This is a genomic window from Arthrobacter humicola (genome assembly GCF_039531445.1).
Lineage (GTDB): Bacteria > Actinomycetota > Actinomycetes > Actinomycetales > Micrococcaceae > Arthrobacter > Arthrobacter humicola.
The window spans coordinates 1-21,682 of record NZ_BAAAQB010000006.1 but is presented as its reverse complement, the minus strand read 5'-3'; the positions used below and the strand labels follow the sequence as shown (position 1 = coordinate 21,682).

At 66.3% G+C, this 21,682-nt stretch carries 15 protein-coding genes, 1 pseudogene and 1 riboswitch; of the genes and pseudogenes, 15 read left to right on the top strand and 1 reads right to left on the bottom strand.

Annotated elements, in window-relative coordinates; translation table 11 throughout:
- The first annotated feature begins 218 nt into the window (after positions 1–218).
- The 13 genes from ABD243_RS01040 (at position 219) to ABD243_RS00980 (ending at position 18,929) form a co-directional block, all read left to right on the top strand.
- Positions 219–1,748, top strand: a complete 1,530-nt coding sequence (locus tag ABD243_RS01040; RefSeq protein WP_344361063.1) for an ABC transporter substrate-binding protein — start codon at positions 219–221, stop codon at positions 1,746–1,748.
- A 6-nt stretch (positions 1,749–1,754) separates the two neighbouring features.
- Positions 1,755–2,696, top strand: a complete 942-nt coding sequence (locus ABD243_RS01035; protein WP_344361061.1) for an ABC transporter permease — start codon at positions 1,755–1,757, stop codon at positions 2,694–2,696.
- Complete coding sequence (locus ABD243_RS01030) at positions 2,693–4,564, top strand: dipeptide/oligopeptide/nickel ABC transporter permease/ATP-binding protein (protein ID WP_344361059.1); 1,872 nt, start codon at positions 2,693–2,695, stop codon at positions 4,562–4,564. The genes ABD243_RS01035 and ABD243_RS01030 overlap by 4 nt, the downstream gene beginning before the upstream one ends.
- Positions 4,561–5,436 carry an ATP-binding cassette domain-containing protein gene (locus ABD243_RS01025; RefSeq protein WP_344361057.1) on the top strand — a complete coding sequence of 292 codons (876 nt, stop codon included), beginning with the start codon at positions 4,561–4,563 and terminating at the stop codon, positions 5,434–5,436. The genes ABD243_RS01030 and ABD243_RS01025 overlap by 4 nt, the downstream gene beginning before the upstream one ends.
- 101 nt (positions 5,437–5,537) lie before the next feature.
- A complete protein-coding gene (locus ABD243_RS01020; protein ID WP_344361054.1) occupies positions 5,538–6,407 on the top strand; it encodes a sugar phosphate isomerase/epimerase family protein in 870 nt (289 codons plus the stop codon).
- An 18-nt stretch (positions 6,408–6,425) separates the two neighbouring features.
- Entirely contained in the window at positions 6,426–7,592 is a 1,167-nt protein-coding gene (locus tag ABD243_RS01015; RefSeq protein WP_344361052.1) for a Gfo/Idh/MocA family protein, read from the top strand.
- Positions 7,593–7,693: 101 nt separating this feature from the next.
- The gene (locus ABD243_RS01010; RefSeq protein WP_344361050.1) at positions 7,694–8,758 is read left to right on the top strand and encodes a LacI family DNA-binding transcriptional regulator; all 1,065 of its coding nucleotides are present in this window, start codon (positions 7,694–7,696) and stop codon (positions 8,756–8,758) included.
- A 194-nt stretch (positions 8,759–8,952) separates the two neighbouring features.
- Positions 8,953–10,380, top strand: a complete 1,428-nt coding sequence (uxaC, locus tag ABD243_RS01005; protein WP_344361048.1) for a glucuronate isomerase — start codon at positions 8,953–8,955, stop codon at positions 10,378–10,380.
- Complete coding sequence (locus ABD243_RS01000) at positions 10,377–11,870, top strand: mannitol dehydrogenase family protein (protein WP_344361045.1); 1,494 nt, start codon at positions 10,377–10,379, stop codon at positions 11,868–11,870. The genes uxaC and ABD243_RS01000 overlap by 4 nt, the downstream gene beginning before the upstream one ends.
- A gap of 231 nt (positions 11,871–12,101) precedes the next feature.
- The gene (gene uidA / locus ABD243_RS00995; protein ID WP_344361043.1) at positions 12,102–13,913 is read left to right on the top strand and encodes a beta-glucuronidase; all 1,812 of its coding nucleotides are present in this window, start codon (positions 12,102–12,104) and stop codon (positions 13,911–13,913) included.
- A gap of 71 nt (positions 13,914–13,984) precedes the next feature.
- Complete coding sequence (gene uidB / locus ABD243_RS00990; RefSeq protein ID WP_344361041.1) at positions 13,985–15,400, top strand: glucuronide transporter; 1,416 nt, start codon at positions 13,985–13,987, stop codon at positions 15,398–15,400.
- Positions 15,401–15,430: 30 nt separating this feature from the next.
- Entirely contained in the window at positions 15,431–16,660 is a 1,230-nt protein-coding gene (gene manD, locus ABD243_RS00985; protein WP_344361038.1) for a D-mannonate dehydratase ManD, read from the top strand.
- A complete protein-coding gene (locus tag ABD243_RS00980; RefSeq protein ID WP_344361036.1) occupies positions 16,650–18,929 on the top strand; it encodes a gluconokinase, GntK/IdnK-type in 2,280 nt (759 codons plus the stop codon). Before manD ends, ABD243_RS00980 begins: the two co-directional genes overlap by 11 nt.
- Positions 18,930–19,031: 102 nt before the next feature.
- Here the strand turns inward: ABD243_RS00980 and ABD243_RS00975 are convergent, their stop codons facing one another.
- The gene (locus ABD243_RS00975; protein ID WP_344361034.1) at positions 19,032–19,223 is read right to left on the bottom strand and encodes a hypothetical protein; all 192 of its coding nucleotides are present in this window, start codon (positions 19,221–19,223) and stop codon (positions 19,032–19,034) included.
- 533 nt (positions 19,224–19,756) lie between these two features.
- Here ABD243_RS00975 and ABD243_RS00970 point away from each other — a divergent pair.
- Together ABD243_RS00970 and ABD243_RS00965 are read left to right on the top strand one after the other, a co-directional pair.
- Positions 19,757–21,010 (top strand): FAD-dependent oxidoreductase, encoded by a 1,254-nt coding sequence (locus ABD243_RS00970; protein ID WP_344361032.1) that lies wholly within the window; start codon positions 19,757–19,759, stop codon positions 21,008–21,010.
- 169 nt (positions 21,011–21,179) lie between these two features.
- A riboswitch (glycine riboswitch) is annotated at positions 21,180–21,277 on the top strand.
- A gap of 158 nt (positions 21,278–21,435) precedes the next feature.
- Positions 21,436–21,682 (top strand): annotated as a pseudogene (locus ABD243_RS00965) (lipoyl synthase); the annotation flags it as partial.

The window sequence follows — 21,682 nt, the reverse complement described above, 5'->3', positions numbered from 1 at the left end:
CCGGAGCGCCCCCGCATGCCCGCTAAGTGGCGCCATTCCGCCGTCGTGCTGCGCCTTCAAACGCGTTGTAAAGCAACAAAGCCGAAAGTTAATGACAACCGGTTGCCAGATATGGCAACCCAACGTACGCTGAACCCACAAGCGGCACTGTGGTCCAGGCCACAGTGCCGCAGCAAGCGTCCGGTGACACGGACCTCGTCAAGCGATAGGAGCCAACAATGAAGTTCGGTCCCAAGGCAGCAGCAGCTGCCCTCATCCTCAGCGCGTCCCTCGCGCTCACAGCCTGTGGCGGCGGCGCTGCGGCCGGCGGCGCGGCCGCCGGCACCCCCGCCACGTCCCTGACGCTGGGCACCATCCAGGACGTCCGGTCCTGGGATCCCGCCCAGGCGCACGTGGGCCACCTTCTCCAGCCGTACCAGGCGGTCTATGACACGCTGATCCTGCGGGAACCGGACGGAAAGCTCAGCCCCATGCTGGCGACGGACTGGAAATACAACGCGACCAACACCAAACTGACGGTGGACCTGCGCACGGACGTCACCTTCAGCGACGGCGCCAGGTTCGACGCCGAGGCCGCCAAGGCCAACATCGACCACTTCAAGACGGCCAACGGCCCGCAGATGGCGCAGCTGTCCTCCGTTCAGGATGTGACGGTTGTGGACGCCGACACCATTGACATCAACCTCACTACCCCGGACCCGGCCCTGGAATACTTCCTCAGCCAGGCCGCCGGCCTGATGGGCAGCCCCAAGGCGCTCGGCACCGAGGGCATCAAGACCGAACCGGTCGGCTCCGGACCTTACGTGATGGACAAGGCCGCGTCCGTCAAGGATTCCCAGACGGTCTTCACGGCACGCAAGGATTACTGGAACAAGGATCTGCAGAAGTACTCCAAGCTGACCTTCAAGATCCTGACCGATCTCACCGCCCGCACCAACGCCCTGGTCTCCGGCCAGGTGGACGCCACCCTCCTGGACCCCAAGACCGGCAAGCAGGCCGAGGGCGCCAAGATGCAGCTGGCCGCCAACGAGGTTGACTGGCAGGGGCTGCTCCTGATGGACCGTGACGGTGCCAAGAACCCGGCGCTGAAGGACGTCAGGGTCCGCCAGGCCATCAACTACGCCTTCGACCGCAAGACCATCTTGGACCAGGTCATGCTGGGACAGGGCACGCCGACCTCGCAGCCGTTTGGCAAGGCCAGCGGGGCCTGGACCCCGGCGCTGGAGAACTACTACACCTACGATCCCGCCAAGGCCAAGCAGCTCCTGAAGGACGCCGGCTACGAAAACGGCGTCACCCTGGAAGTCCCGAGCGTCCCCGGGTTCGAAACCCAGATTTCCGTCGTCCAGCAGCAGCTGGCAGACGTGGGCATCACCCTCAAGGTGGGCGCCGCGCTGACCAACACCTTCACGTCCGATGTGGCTTCCCAGAAGTTCACCACCATGTACTTCTCGCTCTTCCAGGGTGAGCCGACGGTTGCCATCAACCAGATCGTCTCCACCAAGGGGCTCTACAACCCGTTCAAGAACGCGACGCCGGAGCTCGACGCCAAGATTGACGCCGTGCGCAACGGCGGCGCCGATGTCGGGAAGCTGGCCCAGGACGTCAACAAGTATGTGGTGGAGCAGGCGTGGTTCGCGCCGCTGTTCCGGGTCAATCAGATGTACTACCACAACGCCAAGGTGAACGTGACCCCGCAGATCCAGCAGGCCGTTCCGTCCATCTACAACTACTCACCCGCCAAGTAGGACGCCATGATCAGGTTCATTGCGAAAAGGCTGGGCAGCGGGCTGGTGGTGCTGGGTGTTGTCTCGGCGCTCACCTTCTTCCTGCTGTACATCTCCAGCGGGAGCATCGCCAGGAACATCCTGGGCGACCAGGCCACCGCTGAGCAGGTGGCGATGAAAGAACACGAGCTCGGACTGGACCAGCCCCTGGTGGCCCGCTACCTCGCCTGGGTGACCGATGCCTTGAGCGGAAACCTCGGAGCCTCCTGGTTCAGCTCGGAACCGGTGGCCAACTCCCTGGCCAGCCGGATCCCGGTGACCATGACCATGGTCTTCGCCGCAATGATCCTGATCGCAATCTGCGCCGCCCTCATTGGCGTCCTTGCTGCCGTCAAGCGCGGCTGGGTGGACCGGGTGGTCCAGGTTGGCGCCATCATCGGCGACTCCGTTCCGGGGTTCGTGATCGGCGTCATCCTGGTCACCCTCCTGGCCATCCAGCTGGGCCTCTTCCCGGCCACCAGCACCATCTCGCCTGACTCCGGACCCGACGCGTGGGTCTATTCCATGGCGCTTCCCGTGATCGCCTTGCTGATCAACGGCGTCACCGGAGGCGCGCAGCAGATCCGCAGCGCCGTCATCAAACAACTCGAGCGGGACTACGTCCGCACCCTGCGCAGCCGGGGCATCAGCGAACGCGAGATTCTCTTCAAGCACGTCCTGCGCAGTGCCGCCCCCGCCGGACTCACCGTGCTGAGCCTCCAGCTGATCGGCATGTTGGGCGGCGTCGTGATCATTGAGCAGATCTTCGCCCTGCCCGGCATGGGCCCGCTGGCGGTCGCCGCCACCGGCCAGTCGGATCTTCCGGTGGTGATGGGCGTCGTGATGTACACGGTGGTCGTCGTCATCGTGGTGAACCTGCTGGTGGACATTCTTAATGGCTGGCTCAACCCGAAGGTGCGTGTGTCATGAGCGATTCTTTAGAAACTGCGGCTGCCGCCGCCCCGGCCCCGGCCGCCCCGCCGGTTCAGGCCGGCGCAGGTCAGAGCGGCACCGTCGTCCGCTCCACCGTCATTCGCCGCCTGTTCAGGAACCCGCTGGGGATCGCTGCCATCGCGATCCTGACGGTGATCGCGGTCCTGGCCCTCCTGGCGCCGGTCCTGGCGCCCTTTGACCAGAACTACGCCAATATTGCCAAGACCCTCGCCGCTCCGGACTCCGTGAACATCCTCGGAACGGACAGCGCCGGGCGCGATGTCTGGAGCCGGCTTCTGTTTGGGGCGCAGCTGACGCTGCTTTCCGCCCTGCTCTGCGCGGGCGTGGCCATTGCCATCGGCCTGCCGGCCGGCCTGATCGCCGGCTACTACGCCGGGAAGTTCGAGGCAGCCTCGAACTGGGTGGTCGGCATCCTCATGAGCCTTCCCGGCCTCATCGTCCTACTGACCATCCGTGCTGCCTTCGGCCCCTCGGTGTGGATGTCCATGATCGCCTTCGGCGTCCTGATCAGCCCGTCCTATTTCCGGCTGACCCGCACGGCCGTGCAGTCGGTGCGCAACGAGCTCTATGTTGACGCCGCACGCGTCTCCGGGCTGTCGGACCTCAGCATCATCGCCCGCCACATCTTCTCCGTGGTTCGGGCCCCCATCATCATCCAGACCGCGGCGATTGCCGGCGTGGCCATCGCCATCCAGTCCGGCCTGGAGTTCTTGGGCCTTGGCGATCCCACCAAGGCGACCTGGGGCGTCATGCTCTCCGAGGGCTTCAAGAACGTCTACCTGAACCCGACCCTGCTCTTCTGGCCGGCACTGGCCATGGCGCTGACCATCGGCGGCCTGGTTCTGCTCGGCAACGCCCTCCGCGACGCCCTGGAAGACGGCGAGAAGATCAACCACCGCAAGAAGAAGGCCGCGCCGGAAGGCACGACGGCGGCACCCGCCGCCGTGCGGACGTCCCGGAAGCCGATGGCCACCGTCGTCGCCGGAACCGAGCACCACCTGGTCAAGGTGACCAATCTCGGCGTCGGGTATCCCCAGGCAGACGGTTCCATCAAGAAAGTCGTTGACGACGTCTCCTTCCACGTGGACCGCGGCGAGATCCTGGGGATTGTGGGCGAATCGGGCTCGGGCAAGTCCCAGACCGCCTTCTCCATCCTGGGGCTGCTGCCGGACAACGCCCGCATTGTGGGGGGCTCCATCCAGTTCGACGGCAACTACACCGTTGCCCCGGGCGATGAACGGGTCAGCCAGGAGCGGCTGTCCAAGCTGCGCGGTAAACGGATTTCCTACATTCCACAGGAGCCCATGAGCAACCTGGACCCTGCCTTCACCATTGGCTACCAGCTGGTGACGCCCATGGTGCGCGTCCTCGGGATCTCCAAGGCCGAGGCCAGGAAACGGGCCCTGAAACTGCTCACGGACGTCGGCATCGCCAACTCTGACCGGACCTTCAACGCCTACCCGCACGAAGTCTCGGGGGGCATGGCCCAGCGCGTGCTGATCGCCGGAGCCATCAGCTGCGAACCGGACCTCGTGATCGCCGATGAGCCCACCACGGCCCTGGATGTCACGGTGCAGGCGGACGTCCTGGACCTGCTGCGCGAACTCCAGCAGCGCCTGAACATCGGCGTCATCCTGGTGACCCACAACTTCGGTGTGGTGGCGGACCTCTGCGACCGCGTGGCCGTCATGCAGAACGGCCGGCTCGTGGAGGAAGGATCCGTCCGCGACATCCTCCGCAATCCGCAGGAACCCTATACACAAACGCTTTTGGCGTCGATGCTCGAAGGCAAGGAACCCATGTCCACGCTCGTTTCCACCCTGCAGAAGGAGCCCGTCGCATGAGCACCGTGGAGAACACGCCGCTGCTCACCGTAGAGCAGCTCGTGGTGGAGTACCCGAGCAAGAAGTTCCGGGCCAAGCCCTTCCGCGCCCTGACGGACATCAACATCTCCATCGGCCGGGGCGAAACCCTGGGACTGGTGGGAGAGTCCGGGTCCGGCAAGACCACCCTGGGCCGCGCCATCCTGGGGCTGGCCCCGGTGACCGCCGGGAAGATCAGCTTCGAAGGCAAGGACATCAGCCACGCCACCCGCAAGGACCGGCGGGTCCTGAGCCGGGAGCTACAGGTGGTCTTCCAGGATCCGTACACCTCGCTGAACCCCGCACTGGAAATCGGCGACATCCTCGCCGAACCACTGGGCGTGCAGGGTATGGAAGCCGCGCAGGCCAAGAAGCGCGTGAAGGAACTCCTGGACCAGGTGGGCCTGCCCTCCGATGCCATCAACCGGCTGCCGCGCGAATTCAGCGGCGGGCAGCGCCAGCGCGTGGCGATCGCCCGGGCCCTTGCACTCTCGCCGAAGCTGATTGTCTGCGATGAGCCCGTCAGCGCGCTGGACCTCTCCACCCAGGCCCGGGTGCTGGACCTGTTCCTGCAGATCCAGAAGGACACCGGCGTGTCCTACCTCTTCGTCTCGCACGACCTCGACGTCGTCCGGCACATCAGCCACCGCGTCGCCGTGATGTACCACGGCGAGATCGTCGAACAAGGCCCGGCCGGCGTCGTCACCACCGACCCCGACCACCCCTACACCCAGCGGCTGCTGCTCGCGTCCCCGGTCCCGGACCCGGACCGCCAGGAACAGCGCCGCGCGGACCGGCACCGCCTGCTCGAAGCGCAGCGGATGCAGCACGAACAAGCGGGCGTCCCCGCCTGAGGGGCCGCTTCAGGCAAAGACCACAGCAAACGGACACAACGGCAAACGAACACAACGGCCGGATTCTCTTCGAGGATCCGGCAGGCAATGGAGGAACAGGCGTGACAACAACAGCCAGAATTGGCGTGCAGGCGATGATGCTGAAGGACAGCTTTGCCGAACTCGGGGCGTTCGAGACGCTCCGGAAGGTCAACGCAATCGGCTACAACGCCGTCGAGGTCTCCCAGATCCCCATGACGCCGGAGAACGTGGCGGAACTGGGCCGCGCGCAGACCGAGCTCGGCATGGACGTGGCCGCCCTCTCGGTGGCCATGGAAACCCCCAAGGGCATGGCCGCCGATTCCCTGAAGGACCACTTCGACAAGATTGTCGAGGACGCACAGCGTCTTGACGCCAAGCTCCTGCGGATCGGCATGCTGCCGTTCCCGGCCATGAAGTCGATCGGCGCCGTGGTGGACTTCGCCAAGCAGGCCAACGAATACGCTGAGCGACTGGCCGGGCACGGGATCGGCCTGTATTACCACAACCACCACATCGAGTTCGCGAAGTTTGACGGCACCTACATGCTGGACATCATCGCCGCCAACTCACCGGCCATGGGCCTGGAAATCGATGTCCACTGGGTCCAGCGCGGCGGCCTGGACCCGGTCCGCACCTTGGAAAAGTACGCCGGGCGCACGGCCATGGTGCACCTGAAGGATTACCGGATCGGCCAGCTGTCCGAGCGCGCCTTTGGCTTCCTGGAAACGGGGGACTTCAAGGGCTTCATGGCCGATTTCAAGGACGTGGTCCAGTTCGCCGAAGTGGGCGAGGGCAACCTGGATTTCCCCGCCATCATCCCGGCCGCGCAGGCCGCCGGCGCCCGTTACCTGCTCGTGGAGCAGGACGAACTCTATGGGCGCACGGTGTGGGACGCGCTGCAGACCTCCCACGACAACCTCGTGGCCATGGGCCACTCGAACCTTTTCTAGATTAGGGAGAACCCCCACATGGGTAAGAAAGTACGCCTCGGCATCATCGGCCTGGGCCAGCAGGGCGGCATGTACGCGAAGTTCATCGCGGACGGACTGGTCCCGAACATGGTGATCGGCGCCATCTGCGACATTGATCCGGCGAAGAAGGAACGTGCTTCGGCAACATACCCGGACGTTCCGTTCTACGAGGACTACATCGCCATGCTGGACAGCGGCGACGTCGACGCCGTCGTCACCTGCGTGCCGCACTTCCTGCACCCGGAGATGGGCATCGAGACGCTCAAGCGCGGCATCCATGCCCTCGTGGAGAAGCCCGCCGGCGTCTACACCAAGCAGGTCAAGGAGCTCAACGAGTTTGCCGCCGGCAAGCCGGAACTGTCCTTCGCGATCATGTTCAACCAGCGCAATAACCCGCTGTACCAGAAGCTCAAGGAAATCGTCGACAACGGCGAAATCGGCGCGATCCGCCGAACCAACTGGATCATCACCAACTGGTGGCGGCCGCAGGGCTACTACAACTCAAGCGAATGGCGGGCAACCTGGGGCGGCGAAGGCGGCGGCGTGCTGGTCAACCAGGCGCCGCACCAGTTGGATCTGTGGCAGTGGATCTGTGGCGTGCCGAAGTCTGTCTACTCCAAGGTTGCCTACGGCTTCCGCCGTGACATCGCCGTCGAGGACGAGGTGACCGCAGTGGTGGACTACGGCAACGGCGCCACCGGCGTCTTCGTCACGGCGACACACGACCTCGTGGGCACCGACCGCTTCGAAATCCTGGGCGACCAGGGCAAGATCGTGGTCGAAAACTCCAAAACGGCCACCGTGACCCGCCTGCACAAGCCGGAGCGGGAACTCAGTGACGGCATGGACATGGATGACGTCCGGAAGCTCTTCATGGGCGAGCTGAACCCTGAGGCGTACTACAGCACCGAGGTCATCGAGTTCGAGTCCGTCTGGGGCGCCCAGCACGCGGGTGTCCTGGAAAACTTCGCCGCCAACATCCTGGACGGCACCCCGTTGCTGGCGCCGGGCTCGGACGGCATCAAGGGTGTCCGGCTGGCCAACGCCATCCACCTCTCCAGCTGGACGGGCCGCGAAGTGGGCCTGGACTTCGACGAGGACGAGTTCCTCACCGAGCTCAACAAGCGGATCGCCGGGGAAGGGAAGTTCCCCGAGCGCGCCTAGTGCACCCAGCCCAACTGACTCGCAGCAGGGGCCGTTATGCGGGCTCAAAACGGCCCCTGCTGCGAGCTACTTGGGCCCGGTTTCATCGGTAGGATGGGGCGGTGACTGAACCCGCGAAGCCCGACGTTGCCGCAACACCAGCACCGGTCAAGAAGCACGCCCGGGACGGGAAATCCAGCGCCACCATCTACGACATCGCCAGGGTCGCCGGAGTCAACCCGTCCACGGTGTCACGGGCCCTCAGCAAGCCGGGGCGGGTCAGCGCCAAGACGCAGAAACTCATCGAGGACGCCGCGGCCGAGCTCAACTACCACGTGAACCCGTTCGCGCGTGCCTTGCCCACGGGACGGACCAGCACCTTCGGCCTGATCGTCGCCGACATCACGAACCCCACGTTCTTCGACATCATCCGCGGCGCCGGCGCCACTGCTACCGCCCGCGACTACACCCTGGTCCTCGCGGATTCGGCCGAGTCCGCCGTCACCGAGCTGACAACGGCCCGGCGGATGATGGCCACCGTGGACGGGCTCATCCTCGCCAGCCCGCGCATGGACGACGACGACATCCGCGCCCTCGCCCGCGACAAGCCCGTGGTGGTCATCAACCGCGAGGTCGACGGTGTGCCGTGCGTCGTCCCGGACGTCAACAAGGGGATCAGCGAGGCCGTCCGTAGCCTGGCCGCGAACGGGCACAAAAAGGTCGCCTACGTGGCCGGGCCGTCCCAGTCCTGGATGTCCGCGCAGCGCTGGGACGGAGTCCGCTCCGCCTGTGAATGGTCCAGATTGGAAGCCGTGCGGCTCGAATCCAGCAAGCCGACGGTCGACGGCGGCCGGCAGGCCGCGCGCGAGGTCCTGGCCAGCGGCGCGACGGCCGTGCTGACGTACAACGACCTCCTGGCCATCGGCCTGATGCGGGAACTCCAGGCCGCCGGACTCATGGTCCCGGACCAGATCAGCATCGTGGGCTTTGACGATATCTTCGGGGCGGATTTCACCACCCCGCCCCTGACCACCGTGCGCTCCCCGCTGGGCGAATGCGGGTCCGGCGCGGCAACGATCCTCCTGGACCACCTCGCCGGCACCGGCGCGGAAACCCCCGACACGCTGCGGGTGGAAACCGAGCTCGTGCTGCGGGGTTCCAGCGGCAGGCTGATCCCGGCCAAGTAGGCGCCGCCGCCTCGCAATCCGCTGCCCTTTCTGCATTCCGCTCCACTTTTTGAAATCCGCGGCCGGGATCCTGGCAGCGGACGTCCGTTTCCGCCGCGGGGATCCGTACTAGGCGCGGAAAACGCCCCAGGGAATCGTTTGGCAATTTTTGGCAACCGGTTGACAAACGCCAAGTGCGGGACAACCATTGAGCTATGTCACAGTCGATTTCTGCCCACCCAGACCGGCTCCTGCCCGCGGATCCCGGAACGCGAAGCATCGCCCGCGATCTCCTGGGCCGGGTCCAGGACCTTCCGATCATCTCCCCGCACGGACACGTCGATGCCGCCGTGCTCGAGCAGAACACGCCCTTCCCCGATCCGGCGGCGTTGCTGGTCAGCCCGGACCACTACGTCACCCGCCTGATCCACGCCAGCGGTGTGCCGCTCGAACAGCTGCGCGCGCAGGCCGGCGCCCAGGCGGACCCGTCCGCCGCGGCACCGGAATCGCGCAGCGTGTGGCGTGCGTTCTGCGAGGCATGGCCGCTCTTCGAGGGCACCGCCTCGGGTTACTGGCTGCGCGACCAGTTCCACAGCGTCTTTGGCCTGGCCCAGGAGATCAGCGCCGCCACCGCAGATGCCTCCTACGACGCCATCTCCGCCCGGCTCCAGGAGGCGGATTTCCGCCCCCGCCAGCTGTTCAAGGACTTCAACATCGAGGTCCTGGCCACCACGGACGATCCCTTGGATGACCTGGCGGCCCACAAGGCCCTGGCCGGGGATGCCACCTTCCACGGCCGCGTGCTCCCGACTTTCCGGCCCGACGCCTATCTGAATCCGGCCAACCCCGCCTGGGGCGGCAACGTTGAACGCCTCATCGCGGCAGCGGGCGACGGCGGCAGCGGCTTTGCCGGCTACCTCACCGCCCTCGAGAACCGGCGTCGTTACTTTGTGGAGCATGGCGCTGTGTCGGCCGACCACGGCGTGCGCACCCCGCGCACCCTCAAGCTGGACGCCGCAGAAGCGGAACGGCTCTTCGAGCGGGCCCGTTCCGGCGAAGCCAGTGCCGCCGAGCGCGAAGACTTCGAAGCTCACATGATGTACCAGATGGCCCGGATGTCGGTGGAGGACGGCCTGGTCATGACCATCCACCCGGGGTCCTTCCGCAACCACCACACGGAGACCTTCAGCAAGTTCGGTGCGGACACCGGGCACGACATCCCCTTTGCAATCGACTACACCGAGTCCATCCGGCCCGTGCTGCAGGACTTCGGCAACAGCAAGGACTTCCACCTGGTGCTCTTCACCATGGACGAGACGGTCTACTCGCGCGAACTCGCACCCCTGGCAGGCTTCTACCCCTCGGTGTACCTCGGCGCCCCGTGGTGGTTCCTGGACGCACCGGATGCGATGCTGCGGTTCCGGTCCGCCGTGACCGAAACCGCAGGGTTCTCCCGGTCCTCGGGGTTCATCGACGACACCCGCGCCTTCTGCTCCATCCCCGCCCGGCACAATGCTTCCCGCCGGATCGAGGCCTCCTTCCTGGCCCGCCTCGTGGCGGAACACCGGATCAGCGAGGACCGCGCCCACGACATCATCGTCGACCTCGTCGACGGCTCCCCGCGAAGGGTTTTCAAGCTATGACCATGACAGAAAATGCCGGAGCCGCTGGCCAGGCAGGATTGGCAGATCCGGCGGCCGCGGCCGCGGCCGCGGCGGTTACCGGGGACCCGGCGGCAGACCTGCCGCGGCTGAACCGCAGCCTTCGTCCCGCGGCCAAGGCCCCGGTGCGGATCGTCCACCTGGGCCTCGGCGCCTTCCACCGCTCACACCAGGCGTGGTACACCCACCGGGCCGGCGACGCCCCGGAATGGGGGATCGCCTCCTTCACCGGCCGGCGCCCGGACGCGGCCCTGGCACTGGCGGAGCAGGACGGCCTGTTCACGCTCGTGGAGCGCGGCGACGCGGGGGATTCCTTCGAGGTGATCGGCAGCATTGTTGCTGCCGTGGACGGGGCCGACGTCGGCCGGCTCGCCGAACTCGTGGCCGCACCCGCCACCGCCATCATCACCCTGACCATCACCGAGGCCGCCTACCGGCTTGGCACCGACGGCCGGCTGGACCTCCGGGCCCCCGACGTCGAGACGGACCTTGCCGTGCTCGCGCGGGGGACCGGCAGCCCCGCGACGCCGCTGGGCCGGCTGGTCTTCGCCCTCGCCGGCCGCCGCGCCGCCGGGGCCGGACCCCTGGCCGTGGTCTGCTGCGACAACCTTGCCAGCAATGGCACCGTCGCCCGCCGGGCCGTCACCGGCCTGGCTGCCGCCTGGGACGCCGGGCTCGCCGCCTGGATCGAGGCCAACATCAGCTTTGTCAGCACCTCGGTGGACCGGATCACGCCGCGGACCACGGAGGCTGACATCGCCGCCGTCGAGACCGCCTGCGGCTACCGGGACACCTCGCCCGTGGTGGCCGAGCCGTTCCGCAACTGGGTCCTCAGCGGCGACTTCCCCGCCGGGCGCCCGCGCTGGCAGGACGCCGGGGCCGTGTTCGTGGACGACATCGAGCCGTATGAAAACCGCAAGCTCTGGCTCCTCAACGGCGCGCACTCGCTGCTGGCCTACGCCGGGCAGTTGCGCGGCCACGCCACCGTGGCCGAGGCCCTGCAGGACGAGCTCTGCCGGCACGCCGTGGAACGGTTCTGGGACGAGGCCGAAGCCAACCTGCACGGCCCCGACCTGCAGATTCCCGCGTACCGCGCCGCGTTGCTGGAGCGCTTCGGCAACGGCCGGATTGCTCACCACCTGGCCCAGATCGCGATGGACGGAAGCACCAAGCTGCGCATGCGCGCGGTTCCCGTGCTGCTGGCCGAGCGTGCCCGGGGCCGTTCCGGCGCAGCGGCTGCCCGCATGATCGCCGCCTGGATGGATTTCAGCGCCTCGGCGGCCCGGTTCCAGGACCCGCTCGCGGCGGAGGTAGCCGCGGCCAACGCGCTTGGCGGCGCGGAGAGCACCCGCGCCCTGCTCGCCCTGCTGTCCCCGGGCCTCGTGGACACTGCGGCACCCGCCGGCGGTCCCGTCGCCGAGCTCGTCGAGAACCTCCGGGGAACCTTCTCCGGGCCGGCTGTCCCGGAGTAAGGGGACCTTCGGCAGGCACTGCTGCCCGGGCGCCGGCCCTTGCCGGTTCCCGGGCAGTGCTATGCCGGACGCGGGGCAGACCGGGTCTAGCAGAAATTTATGGCAACCGCTTGCCAAAAGATTGCCAAGTGACTAGGATTACATCCAGACGAAGAGGCCACCGGGTGGCAACCGGCGCCGCCGGCCGCACCGGAAGGCCCGCCCCGCAACGACGCGTAAGGACTCCCCACGATGCTCAAGCCCCAGGCCAGTGAAACCCGCGAGATCGTCAATCTCGACGGCCTGTACCGCTTCAAGGTGGACTTTGACCGCTCCGGCCACCGGGACGAATGGTTCCGGGCGCCGCTGGACTCGGACCTGGAAATGGGTGTCCCGGCCAGCTACAACGACGTCTTCCCGGATAAAGCCATCAGGGACCACGTCGGCTACGTCTGGTACCAGCGGGACGTGCGCGTGCCGCGCGGCTGGGCCGGGGAGCGCATCCACGTCCGCCTCGACTCCGCAACGCACGAGGGCATGGTGTGGGTTGATGAGACCCTGGTGGCCCAGCACACCGGCGGCTACATGCCGTTCAGCGCGGACATCACCGAGCACGTGACGCCCGGGCAGGTCTTCCGCCTCACCATCTCCGTCAACAACGAGCTCACCCAGGCCACGATTCCGCCGGGCACCATCACCGTCACGGAGGACGGCCGCCGCCAGCAGAGCTACCTCCACGACTTCTACAACTACGCCGGACTGCACCGCAGCGTCTGGCTGTTCAGCACCCCCTCGGTGACCGTCGATGACATCACCGTGGTCACCGGCTTCGAGGCATCGGCCGGCAGCGTCGAGTACTCCATCGCCACCGCCGGCGGAACCGGCAGTGAAACGGTCACCGTTTCCCTCCGGGACGCCGACGGCGCAGAGGTTACCCACGCCGACGGCGTCCGCGGCACCCTGACGATCGCCGACGTCGTGCTCTGGAAGCCCGGTGCCGCCTACCTCTACAGCCTCACCGCCGAGATCCGCGACGGCGGCCGGCTGCTGGACAGCTACACCCTGCCCGTCGGGGTCCGCACCGTGGAAGTCCACGGCAAGGAATTCCTCATCAACGGCGAGCCCTTCTACTTCACCGGCTTCGGCATGCACGAGGACCACGTGGCCATCGGCAAGGGCCACAGCAACGCCCAGATGGTCAACGACTTCCAGCTCCTGGACTGGGTGGGTGCCAACTCCTTCCGGACCTCGCACTACCCCTACGCCGAGGAAGTCATGGAGTTCGCGGACCGGCACGGGATCGTGGTGATCGACGAAACCGCCGCCGTCGGGCTGCACCTGGGCTTCGGCGCCGTCTTCGGCGGCATTGCCAAGAAGACCTACGTCGAGGGCGGTGTGGACGCCAACACCGCCGCCAACCACCGGCAGGCGATTTCCGAGCTCGTCGCCCGCGACAAGAACCACCCGTCCGTGGTCATCTGGTCGATCGCCAACGAACCCAACGGCTCGGAAGAGGGCGCCCGCGAATACTTCGCGCCCCTCGCGGAACTGACCCGCCGGCTGGACCCCACCCGGCCGGTCGGCTACGTCAACGTCATGTTCGACACCCCGGACAAGGAACTGCTCGGGGACCTGTTCGACGTCGTCCTGCTCAACCGCTACTACGGCTGGTACGTCAACAACGGCGACCTCGAAACAGCCGAGCAGTCCCTCGAGAAGGAACTGCGCGAGTGGGACGCCAAGTACGGCAAGCCCATGATCATGACCGAGTACGGACCGGACACCATGCCCGGTTTCCACTCGATCTATGAACAGCCCTGGAGCGAGGAATACCAGGCCGCGTTCCTGGCCATGTACCACCGGGTCTTCGACCGCGTGGACGCCATGGTGGGCGAGCAGGTCTGGAACTTCGCGGACTTCCAGACCTCCAACGGCATCATGCGCGTGGACGGCAACAAGAAGGGCGTCTTCACCCGGGACAGGCGGCCCAAGCCCGCCGCCTATGCCCTGCGCAAACGGTGGACGGCTCTGGCCGGCACCAAGAACACCACTTCCGAGGCGTAGGCCTGACCGCACATTTTTTCGCCGGACCCGGACCAGGGTCTGAGTCCGGCAACGGGTAAAGGAGCCCAATTATGAAAAAGCTGAGCAAGCTCAGCATCATCGGCTATGGCGCCGGCGATGCTGCCAACAACCTCGCATTCACCACTGCCACCATGTTCCTGCTGGTGTACTACACGGACGTGGCCGGGATTTCGGCCGCGGCCGCCGGCACCCTGCTGCTGGTAGTGCGGATCTTCGATGCCTTCGCCGACGTCTTCGCCGGCCGCGTGGTGGACCGGACCTACAGCAAGCGGTTCGGCAAGTTCCGCCCGTTCATCATGTTCGGCTCCATCCCGCTGCTGCTGCTGAGCGTGGCGACCTTCTCCATCCCGGCGCTCGGCGAATCCGGCACCCTGCTCTACGCCTACGTCACATACGCGGCCCTGGGCCTGGCCTACAGCCTGGTCAACATCCCCTACGGCTCGCTGGCCGGCGCCATGACCCAGGAACCGGCCGAGCGCGCCAAGCTGGGCTCGGCCCGGATGATCGGCGGGATGCTGGTCGGCTCCGCCCTGGGCATCTTTGTGGCCCCTTTGATCAAGCCGGGCGCCAACCTGCAGGCCACGTTCACCACCATCACCCTGATCTTCGTCGTCATCGGTGCAGCCCTGTACTTGTTCACCGTCCTGACCACCAAGGAACGCGTCCACCGCGCCGTCCCCAACGTCACGTTCAAACAGAGCATGGACACGCTCAGGGGCAACCGGCCGCTGCTGATGCTGTGCCTGAGCTCCTTCTTCTTCCTGACCGGATACCTGGCCCTCACCTCGGTCCAGCTCTACTACCTCCGTGATGTCCTGGGACGGCTGGACCTGTACCCCGCGCTCTCCATCATCCAACTCGTCCTCACCTTCGTGCTGGCCGGCTTCATGCCCAAGCTGGTGCGGAACCTCGGCAAGAAGCGCGTCTACATCTTCTCGTCGCTGGTCACGGTCATTGGGGGCGCCATCGTCTTCTTCACCCCGGCAAGCCAGGTCTGGATCGGTTTCAGCGGCCTGGTCATCAGCCTCGTGGGCGTCCTCGCGGTCAACATCGTGGTGTGGGCCCTCGAAGCCGACACCGTCGAATACGGCGAATGGAGGACCGGCGTCCGGACCGAGGGCATCACCTACGCCTTGTTCTCCTTCACCCGCAAGACCGGCCAGGCCGTCGGGGGAGCGCTCGCGGCCTATGCCCTGGCCCTGGGCGGATACAAATCCGGCGCTGTCCAGACCCCCGACGCCGTCTTCGGCATCCAGCTGGCCGCCGGCGCACTGCCTGCCATCATGACCATCCTGGCCGTGCTCGTGATGGCCAAGTACACGCTCACCGACACCATGCACGCCCGGATCCTCACCGAAATCCAGGCCCGCCGCACCGCCGGTGCCGGCAGCGCCGTCGGAACCTCCCGGAACGACGCCGACGTCACCGTTCCCGCCGATGCCGCACCGCTGGCACCCAGCAACTAAGCCACCCCACCACCCAGATAAGGACCTGCTGTGAAAATCATTGCCGCTGAAGTCTTCGTGACCAGCCCCTCCCGGAACTTCGTGACCTTGCGGATCACCACGGAGGACGGCGTGACCGGCATCGGCGACGCGACGCTCAACGGCCGCGAGCTCGCCGTGGCCGCCTACCTGAAGGAGCACGTCGCGCAGCTGCTGATCGGCAAGGACCCGCACCGGATCGAGGACACCTGGCAGTTCCTGTACCGGAGCTCCTACTGGCGCCGCGGCCCGGTCACGATGGCCGCGATCGCCGCCGTCGACATGGCCCTGTGGGACATCAAGGGCAAGCTGGCCGGGATGCCGGTCTACCAGCTCCTCGGCGGCGCGTCCCGGAACGGGCTGCGCGCCTACGGCCACGCCTCCGGCGCGGACATTCCCTCCCTGTTCGATTCCGTCCGCGAGCACCTGGAGCTCGGGTACAAGTCCATCCGGATCCAGACCGCCATCCCCGGCATCAAGGCCGTTTACGGGGTCGCCGCGCAGGCACAGGCCTCGGGGGAGCGGTACGACTACGAGCCCGCCGGCCGTGGGGCGTTCCCGCAGGAAGAGGACTGGGACACCCGCGCCTACCTGCGCCACCTGCCCACCGTGTTCGAGGCCGTGCGCAACGAGTTCGGCCCGGAAATCCCGCTGCTGCACGACGGGCACCACCGGATGACCCCGATCCAGGCCGCCAAGCTCGGCAAGGCGCTGGAACCCTACGACCTCTTCTGGCTCGAGGACTGCACCCCGGCCGAAAACCAGGAGGCCCTGCGCCTGGTCCGCCAGCACACCACCACCCCGCTGGCCATCGGTGAAATCTTCAACACCGTGTATGACTACCAGACGATCATCAAGGAACAGCTGATCGACTACGTCCGGGCCGCGTCCACGCACTTCGGCGGGATTTCGCCGCTGAAGAAGGTCATGGACTTCGCCGCGCAGTACCAGATCAAGTCCGGCTTCCACGGCCCCACTGACATCTCCCCGGTCGGGTTCGCCGCGCAGCTGCACGTCGGGCTGGCCATCCACAATTACGGCATCCAGGAATACATGCAGCACTCGGACAAGACCAACGAGGTCTTCGAGCAGTCCATGACGTTCGTGGACGGCTACCTGCACCCGGGCGACAAGCCCGGCATCGGCGTCGAATTCAACGAGGAAGCCGCGGCGGCCTTCCCGTACCAGCAGGCCTACCTGCCCTACAACCGCCTCGTCGACGGCACCGTTCATGACTGGTGAGCTGAACCCCGCCGGTTCCGCCCTCCGCCACATTGTGGTGATGGGTGTGACGAGTTGCGGCAAGAGCACCGTGGGCGCGGCCATCGCCGAGCGCCTCGGCGCGGAATTCCTCGACGGCGACTCACTGCACCCGCAGTCGAACATCGACAAGATGGCTTCGGGCACTCCGTTGAACGACGACGACCGGGCACCGTGGCTGGCCGAAATCGGCAGGCGCTTCGCGGCGTCGGACGCTGGCCTGATCATCGCGTGCAGCGCGCTCAAGCGCGCCTACCGGGACATCATCCGCAGCGGCGATCCCTCCGTGGTGTTCGTGCACCTGCACGGGAGCCGGGAACTGCTCAGCAGCCGCATGGCCGCGCGTCCGGGGCACTTCATGCCGCTCTCACTGCTGGAATCGCAGTTGGAAACCCTCGAAGAACTCCAGGCCGACGAAAAGAGTGTTGTAGTGGACATCGCCACGCCAGTGAAGCAGATCGTTGACGAAGCTGTAGCGGGCCTTGGCGGCCGGCAGGTCGATGCCACCCGGTTCCTTGTGGACCTGAAGGCCGCTCCGTTCAACCTCGACGACGCCGCCGTTGCATGGGTGGGCTCGACCATCGACTCGATGTCGCTCGAGGAAAAGATCGGGCAGCTGTTCATCAACCACAACAACGACTACTCCCAGGAATACCTCGACGGTGTCCTGGAGCAGTATCACGTGGGCGGCATGCGCTACCGGCCCGGCCCCGCCGCCGCCGTGCAGGAACACATCCGCTACGCGCAATCCAAGACCCGCATCCCGCTGCTGGTGGCCTCCAACCCGGAAATGGGGGGAGCCGGAAGCTGCGACGACGGGACGTTCGTCTCGACGCACCTGCAGGCGGGCTCGCACCCGGACAAGGACATCGCCCGCCAGATGGGGCGCGTGGCCGGTGTGGAGACCGCGGCGCTGGGCTGCAACTGGGCCTTCGCGCCGATCGTGGACATCCACTACAACTGGCGGAACACCGTCATCTCCACCCGTGCCTTCGGCAACACCCCGGAGATCGTGGTGGAACGGGCCAAGGAATACTTCGACGGCATCAGCGAATCGCCCACCGTGTGCGCCATGAAGCACTTCCCGGGTGATGGTCTGGACGAACGGGATCAGCACGTGGTCACCTCCTACAACACCTTCGGCTACGAGGAGTGGAACCGGACCTACGGGCACGTGTACCGGGAGATGATCGGGCACGGGGTGCAGTCGATCATGGTCGGCCACATCGGTGCGCCGGACTTGTCACGGCATTTCCGCCCCGGGCTGGCGGCGGAGGACATCCTGCCCGCGACCCTGGCGCCCGAGCTCCTGCAGGACCTGCTCCGCGGCGAGCTCGGCTTCAACGGGCTCGTCCTGACCGACGCGTCCCAGATGATCGGCCTCACCCAGGCCATGAAGCGCAGCGAGCTCGTCCCTGCCACCATTGCCGCCGGGTGCGACATGTTCCTGTTCTTCCGGAACCCGGCCGAGGACTTCGGGTACATGCTCGAGGGGTACAAGTCCGGGGTCATCACGGAAGCACGGCTGCAGGACGCTCTGCGCCGGATTCTGGGACTGAAGGCCTCGCTCGGCCTGCACAAGGCCGCGCGGGAATCCCTCGTCCCGCCGGTCGAAGCGCTGCAGCTGATCGGGAGCGAGGCCCACCGGGCGATTGCCGCGGAGATCGCCGACAAGACCGTCACCCTGGTAAAGGACACGGCCAGCAACCTGCCCATCACGCCCCGGACGCACAAACGCATCCGCCTCTACGGCATCTCGGGCGGCGCGGACTTCACCCGTGCCGACCCGCTGGCCTATCTGGACGTGGTCCGCGACGAGCTCGAAAAAGCCGGCTTTGAAGTCCATGTCTTCAAGACAGCCGAGCAGCGCCAGATTGCCGGCGAGACCGGGGTGAACTTCATGTCCGTCATCTCCGAGGAAGCCACGGGGGATTACGCGCAGAAGTACGACGCCGCGTTCGTCTTCGCCAACGTGAAAGGCTTCGCCCAGGAGGCGGCCATCCGGATCAAGTGGTCAACGCCCATGGCGGCCGAGATCCCCTGGTACGCCACCGAGGTGCCCACGGTGTTCGTCTCGCTCAATCAGCCCAACCACCTCATTGACGTGCCGATGGTGAAGACGGCCATCCACGCCCACGCGGGCACGCCGGAGGCCATCCGGGCTGCCATCGAGAAGATCGAGGGCAAATCGGAGTTCCAAGGCACGTTCAACGAGAACGTCTTCTGCGACTCCTTCGACACCCGGCTCTGAGCCATTTTTCCCTGGGATTCTAGAGGTTTTAGAGCAGGCTCCCTGCCGACTGAATGGCACCAGTCCGCAGGGAGTCGGCAATATCCCGTTCGCCTACGTGTCCTAGGCGTCGTAGCTGGCCGAGTGCTCCTGCGCATCGTTGCGGGCTGCCGCAAGTTCTCTGCGGTAGTCCGCAACGGTCAGGACGCCGTTGACATCCAACACATTCTGGATCCGCTCGATAAGCGCCGGCATTTCGTAGTGCTCAACGACCCGATCGTGTCGGTCATCCAAATGTGTGAGTTTCTCAGCCACGTTCCCCCCAAAGAATGCTGCTCCGCACCCCATGTGCGGTGCCGTGAGTCTACACGCAATGTTTCCGCAGTTTTCCCGCACCCGTAACACACCCACGCCGCCGAGGAGGCGCGCTTGGGCACCACACCGGCGGCGCCATGAGCCATGCCGTCATCATCACCCTGATCACAACCCCAGGCGCTGTGCCCACTGCTGTTCTCCCCCGAGCAATTCCTGGAGCCGGAATGGGCCCCGACCGCCCTCGCGGGTAAAGAAAAGCCCCGGGCCCGTGACAGATGCCGGGGGCAGTTCCTACGCGCGGAGGCTGGCTATCGGCCGGCTAGTCGTCGCAGTTCTGCAAGACCCAGTGCTGAGCCCGCCAGATGACGTTGTAGTTGTTGACCCGGCTCTGAGCCCTCCAGTCGGGCCGCCGCTGCGGTTTCGGACCGGCGCTACGCGGATCCCCGTAGCGCCAGTCTGAAGCCGTAGCGCACACGAAAAACCGACGCGAAAACCACTCCCGCGGCGCCCGTCGCAGGCGTAGCGTGGGGGCCATGGAGAAGACCGGATGCGCGGTGGTGGGCGGCGGACCTGCGGGGATGATGCTGGGCCTGCTCCTGGCCCGGGCCGGGGTGCGGGTCACGGTGTTGGAGAAGCATGCGGACTTCCTGCGGGATTTCCGCGGCGACACGGTGCACCCCTCCACCATCCGGCTGATTGACGAACTCGGCCTCGGCCAGGAATTCCGCCGGCTGCCGCAGAGTCGCCTGAAGAATGTTGCTTTTCCGGTTCCCGGCGGGCCGCCCGTGACCATGGGTGATTTTGATGCCCTGCCGCCGCCGTACAACTACATCGCCATGATGCCGCAATGGGACTTCCTGAATTTCCTCGGCGCCGCCGCGGCCGAGGAACCGGGGTTCACCCTGCTGATGAGCCACACCGCCACCGGGCTGGTCCGCAACGGGGGCCGCGTCCGCGGAATCCGCTTCCGGACCCCGGACGGTACTCAAGGCGAACTCCTGGCGGACCTGGTCGTCGCGACGGACGGACGCCATTCCGTGCTCCGCACCGAGGCCGGCCTCGCGCCGAAGGAGTTTCCGGTGCCTTTCGACACCTGGTGGTTCCGGCTGCCCCGGAACCCTTCCGAAGCAGGCGAGGTGGCCGGGCTCGTGCCGGCATTCGGACCCGGCGAGGCGCTGTTGGCCTTGTTCCGCAATGACTACTACCAAATGGGCTACCTCGCCGCGAAAGGCACCGACGCCCGGATCCGCGCGGAAGGCGTCGAGGGATTCCGACGCCGGGTCGCGGCGCTGCGCCCGGACCTCGCCGACCGCGTTGACGCCATCCGTTCCCTCGATGACCTCCACTGGCTGGACGTGCGCCTGAACCGGCTGCACCGGTGGTACATCAACGGCATGCTGTGCATCGGCGACGCCGCGCATGCCATGTCCCCGGCCGGCGGCGTCGGAATCAACCTCGCGATCCAGGACGCCGCGGCCGCCGCCGAGTCCCTTGCCCCCGCACTGCTCCGGGGCCATGTGACCACGGCAGACCTCAAGAAAGTCGAACGACGGCGGCGGTTGCCCACCGTCATTGTGCAGACTGCCCAGAGGGTGATGCAGCGGGCAATCTTCGGCCCGATCATGTCCGGGAAGCGGACAAAAGTTCCAGCCGCGGCGCTGTTCGTGGCCCGGCGCGTTCCAGCGGTCCGCACCATCATTCCCCGGTTTATTGCCTTTGGTCCGCGGCCCGAGCATGCCCCGGCCTTCGCCCGGCGCGCCGAACCCCGACCGCAGCCGCAGCCCTAGCCGCCCTTTGGCGGTCATGCTGCACCATTGGGCGCTTCACCGCCAGCCACAATGGTGCGCGGGACGCTGGCCGGGCGAGGAAATATGTGACTCGCGTGACGTAATTTTTGCGTGCGGTCCAGTCAAGGGCTACCGTGTGATCAGTATCACGACAAGTCATACATGCTTTTGATCTGCGGCGGGAGAGTCCTGCCGGTACGTTCAGCAGGCGCCGTAGGAGCAAATCCTCCCCAGGAATCTCTCAGGCCCACGTACCGCCGCGGCGAGGCAACTCTGGAAAGCAGTCCGGTCACCGGACTCACCGACGGTGCAAGCGGCACCCTGTAACAGCAGGGTCTGCGGAAACTCTCAGGTCCAATACAGAGCGGGGAGGAACCCGAATCATCGTGGCACCCAAAATGCCACCTGAATTATGGAGTTCCTTCATGGCCATTCAGTCGTCCCCTCCCACCTCTCCAGATGGCCGGAAATTGCTGCGCATTGAGCAGCGCAATGCGGCCACACCGGTGGAGCGTAAGCCGGAATGGATCAAGGCCAAGGTCCAGATGGGCCCCGAGTTCGTCCAGCTCAAGAACCTCGTCAAGAAGGAAGGCCTCCACACGGTGTGTGAAGAGGCCGGCTGCCCCAACATCTTCGAATGCTGGGAAGACAAGGAAGCCACCTTCCTGATCG

What these genes read in the sequence shown, in the direction of transcription:
- ABD243_RS00970 (WP_344361032.1), top strand. Translation starts at nt 19,757, where the DNA reads ATGGAGAAGACCGGATGCGCGGTGGTGGGCGGCGGACCTGCGGGGATG.
- uxaC (WP_344361048.1), top strand. Translation starts at nt 8,953, where the DNA reads ATGTCACAGTCGATTTCTGCCCACCCAGACCGGCTCCTGCCCGCGGAT.
- ABD243_RS01025 (WP_344361057.1), top strand. Translation starts at nt 4,561, where the DNA reads ATGAGCACCGTGGAGAACACGCCGCTGCTCACCGTAGAGCAGCTCGTG.
- uidB (WP_344361041.1), top strand. Translation starts at nt 13,985, where the DNA reads ATGAAAAAGCTGAGCAAGCTCAGCATCATCGGCTATGGCGCCGGCGAT.
- ABD243_RS01030 (WP_344361059.1), top strand. Translation starts at nt 2,693, where the DNA reads ATGAGCGATTCTTTAGAAACTGCGGCTGCCGCCGCCCCGGCCCCGGCC.
- ABD243_RS01000 (WP_344361045.1), top strand. Translation starts at nt 10,377, where the DNA reads ATGACCATGACAGAAAATGCCGGAGCCGCTGGCCAGGCAGGATTGGCA.
- uidA (WP_344361043.1), top strand. Translation starts at nt 12,102, where the DNA reads ATGCTCAAGCCCCAGGCCAGTGAAACCCGCGAGATCGTCAATCTCGAC.
- ABD243_RS00980 (WP_344361036.1), top strand. Translation starts at nt 16,650, where the DNA reads ATGACTGGTGAGCTGAACCCCGCCGGTTCCGCCCTCCGCCACATTGTG.
- ABD243_RS01035 (WP_344361061.1), top strand. Translation starts at nt 1,755, where the DNA reads ATGATCAGGTTCATTGCGAAAAGGCTGGGCAGCGGGCTGGTGGTGCTG.
- ABD243_RS01040 (WP_344361063.1), top strand. Translation starts at nt 219, where the DNA reads ATGAAGTTCGGTCCCAAGGCAGCAGCAGCTGCCCTCATCCTCAGCGCG.
- ABD243_RS01015 (WP_344361052.1), top strand. Translation starts at nt 6,426, where the DNA reads ATGGGTAAGAAAGTACGCCTCGGCATCATCGGCCTGGGCCAGCAGGGC.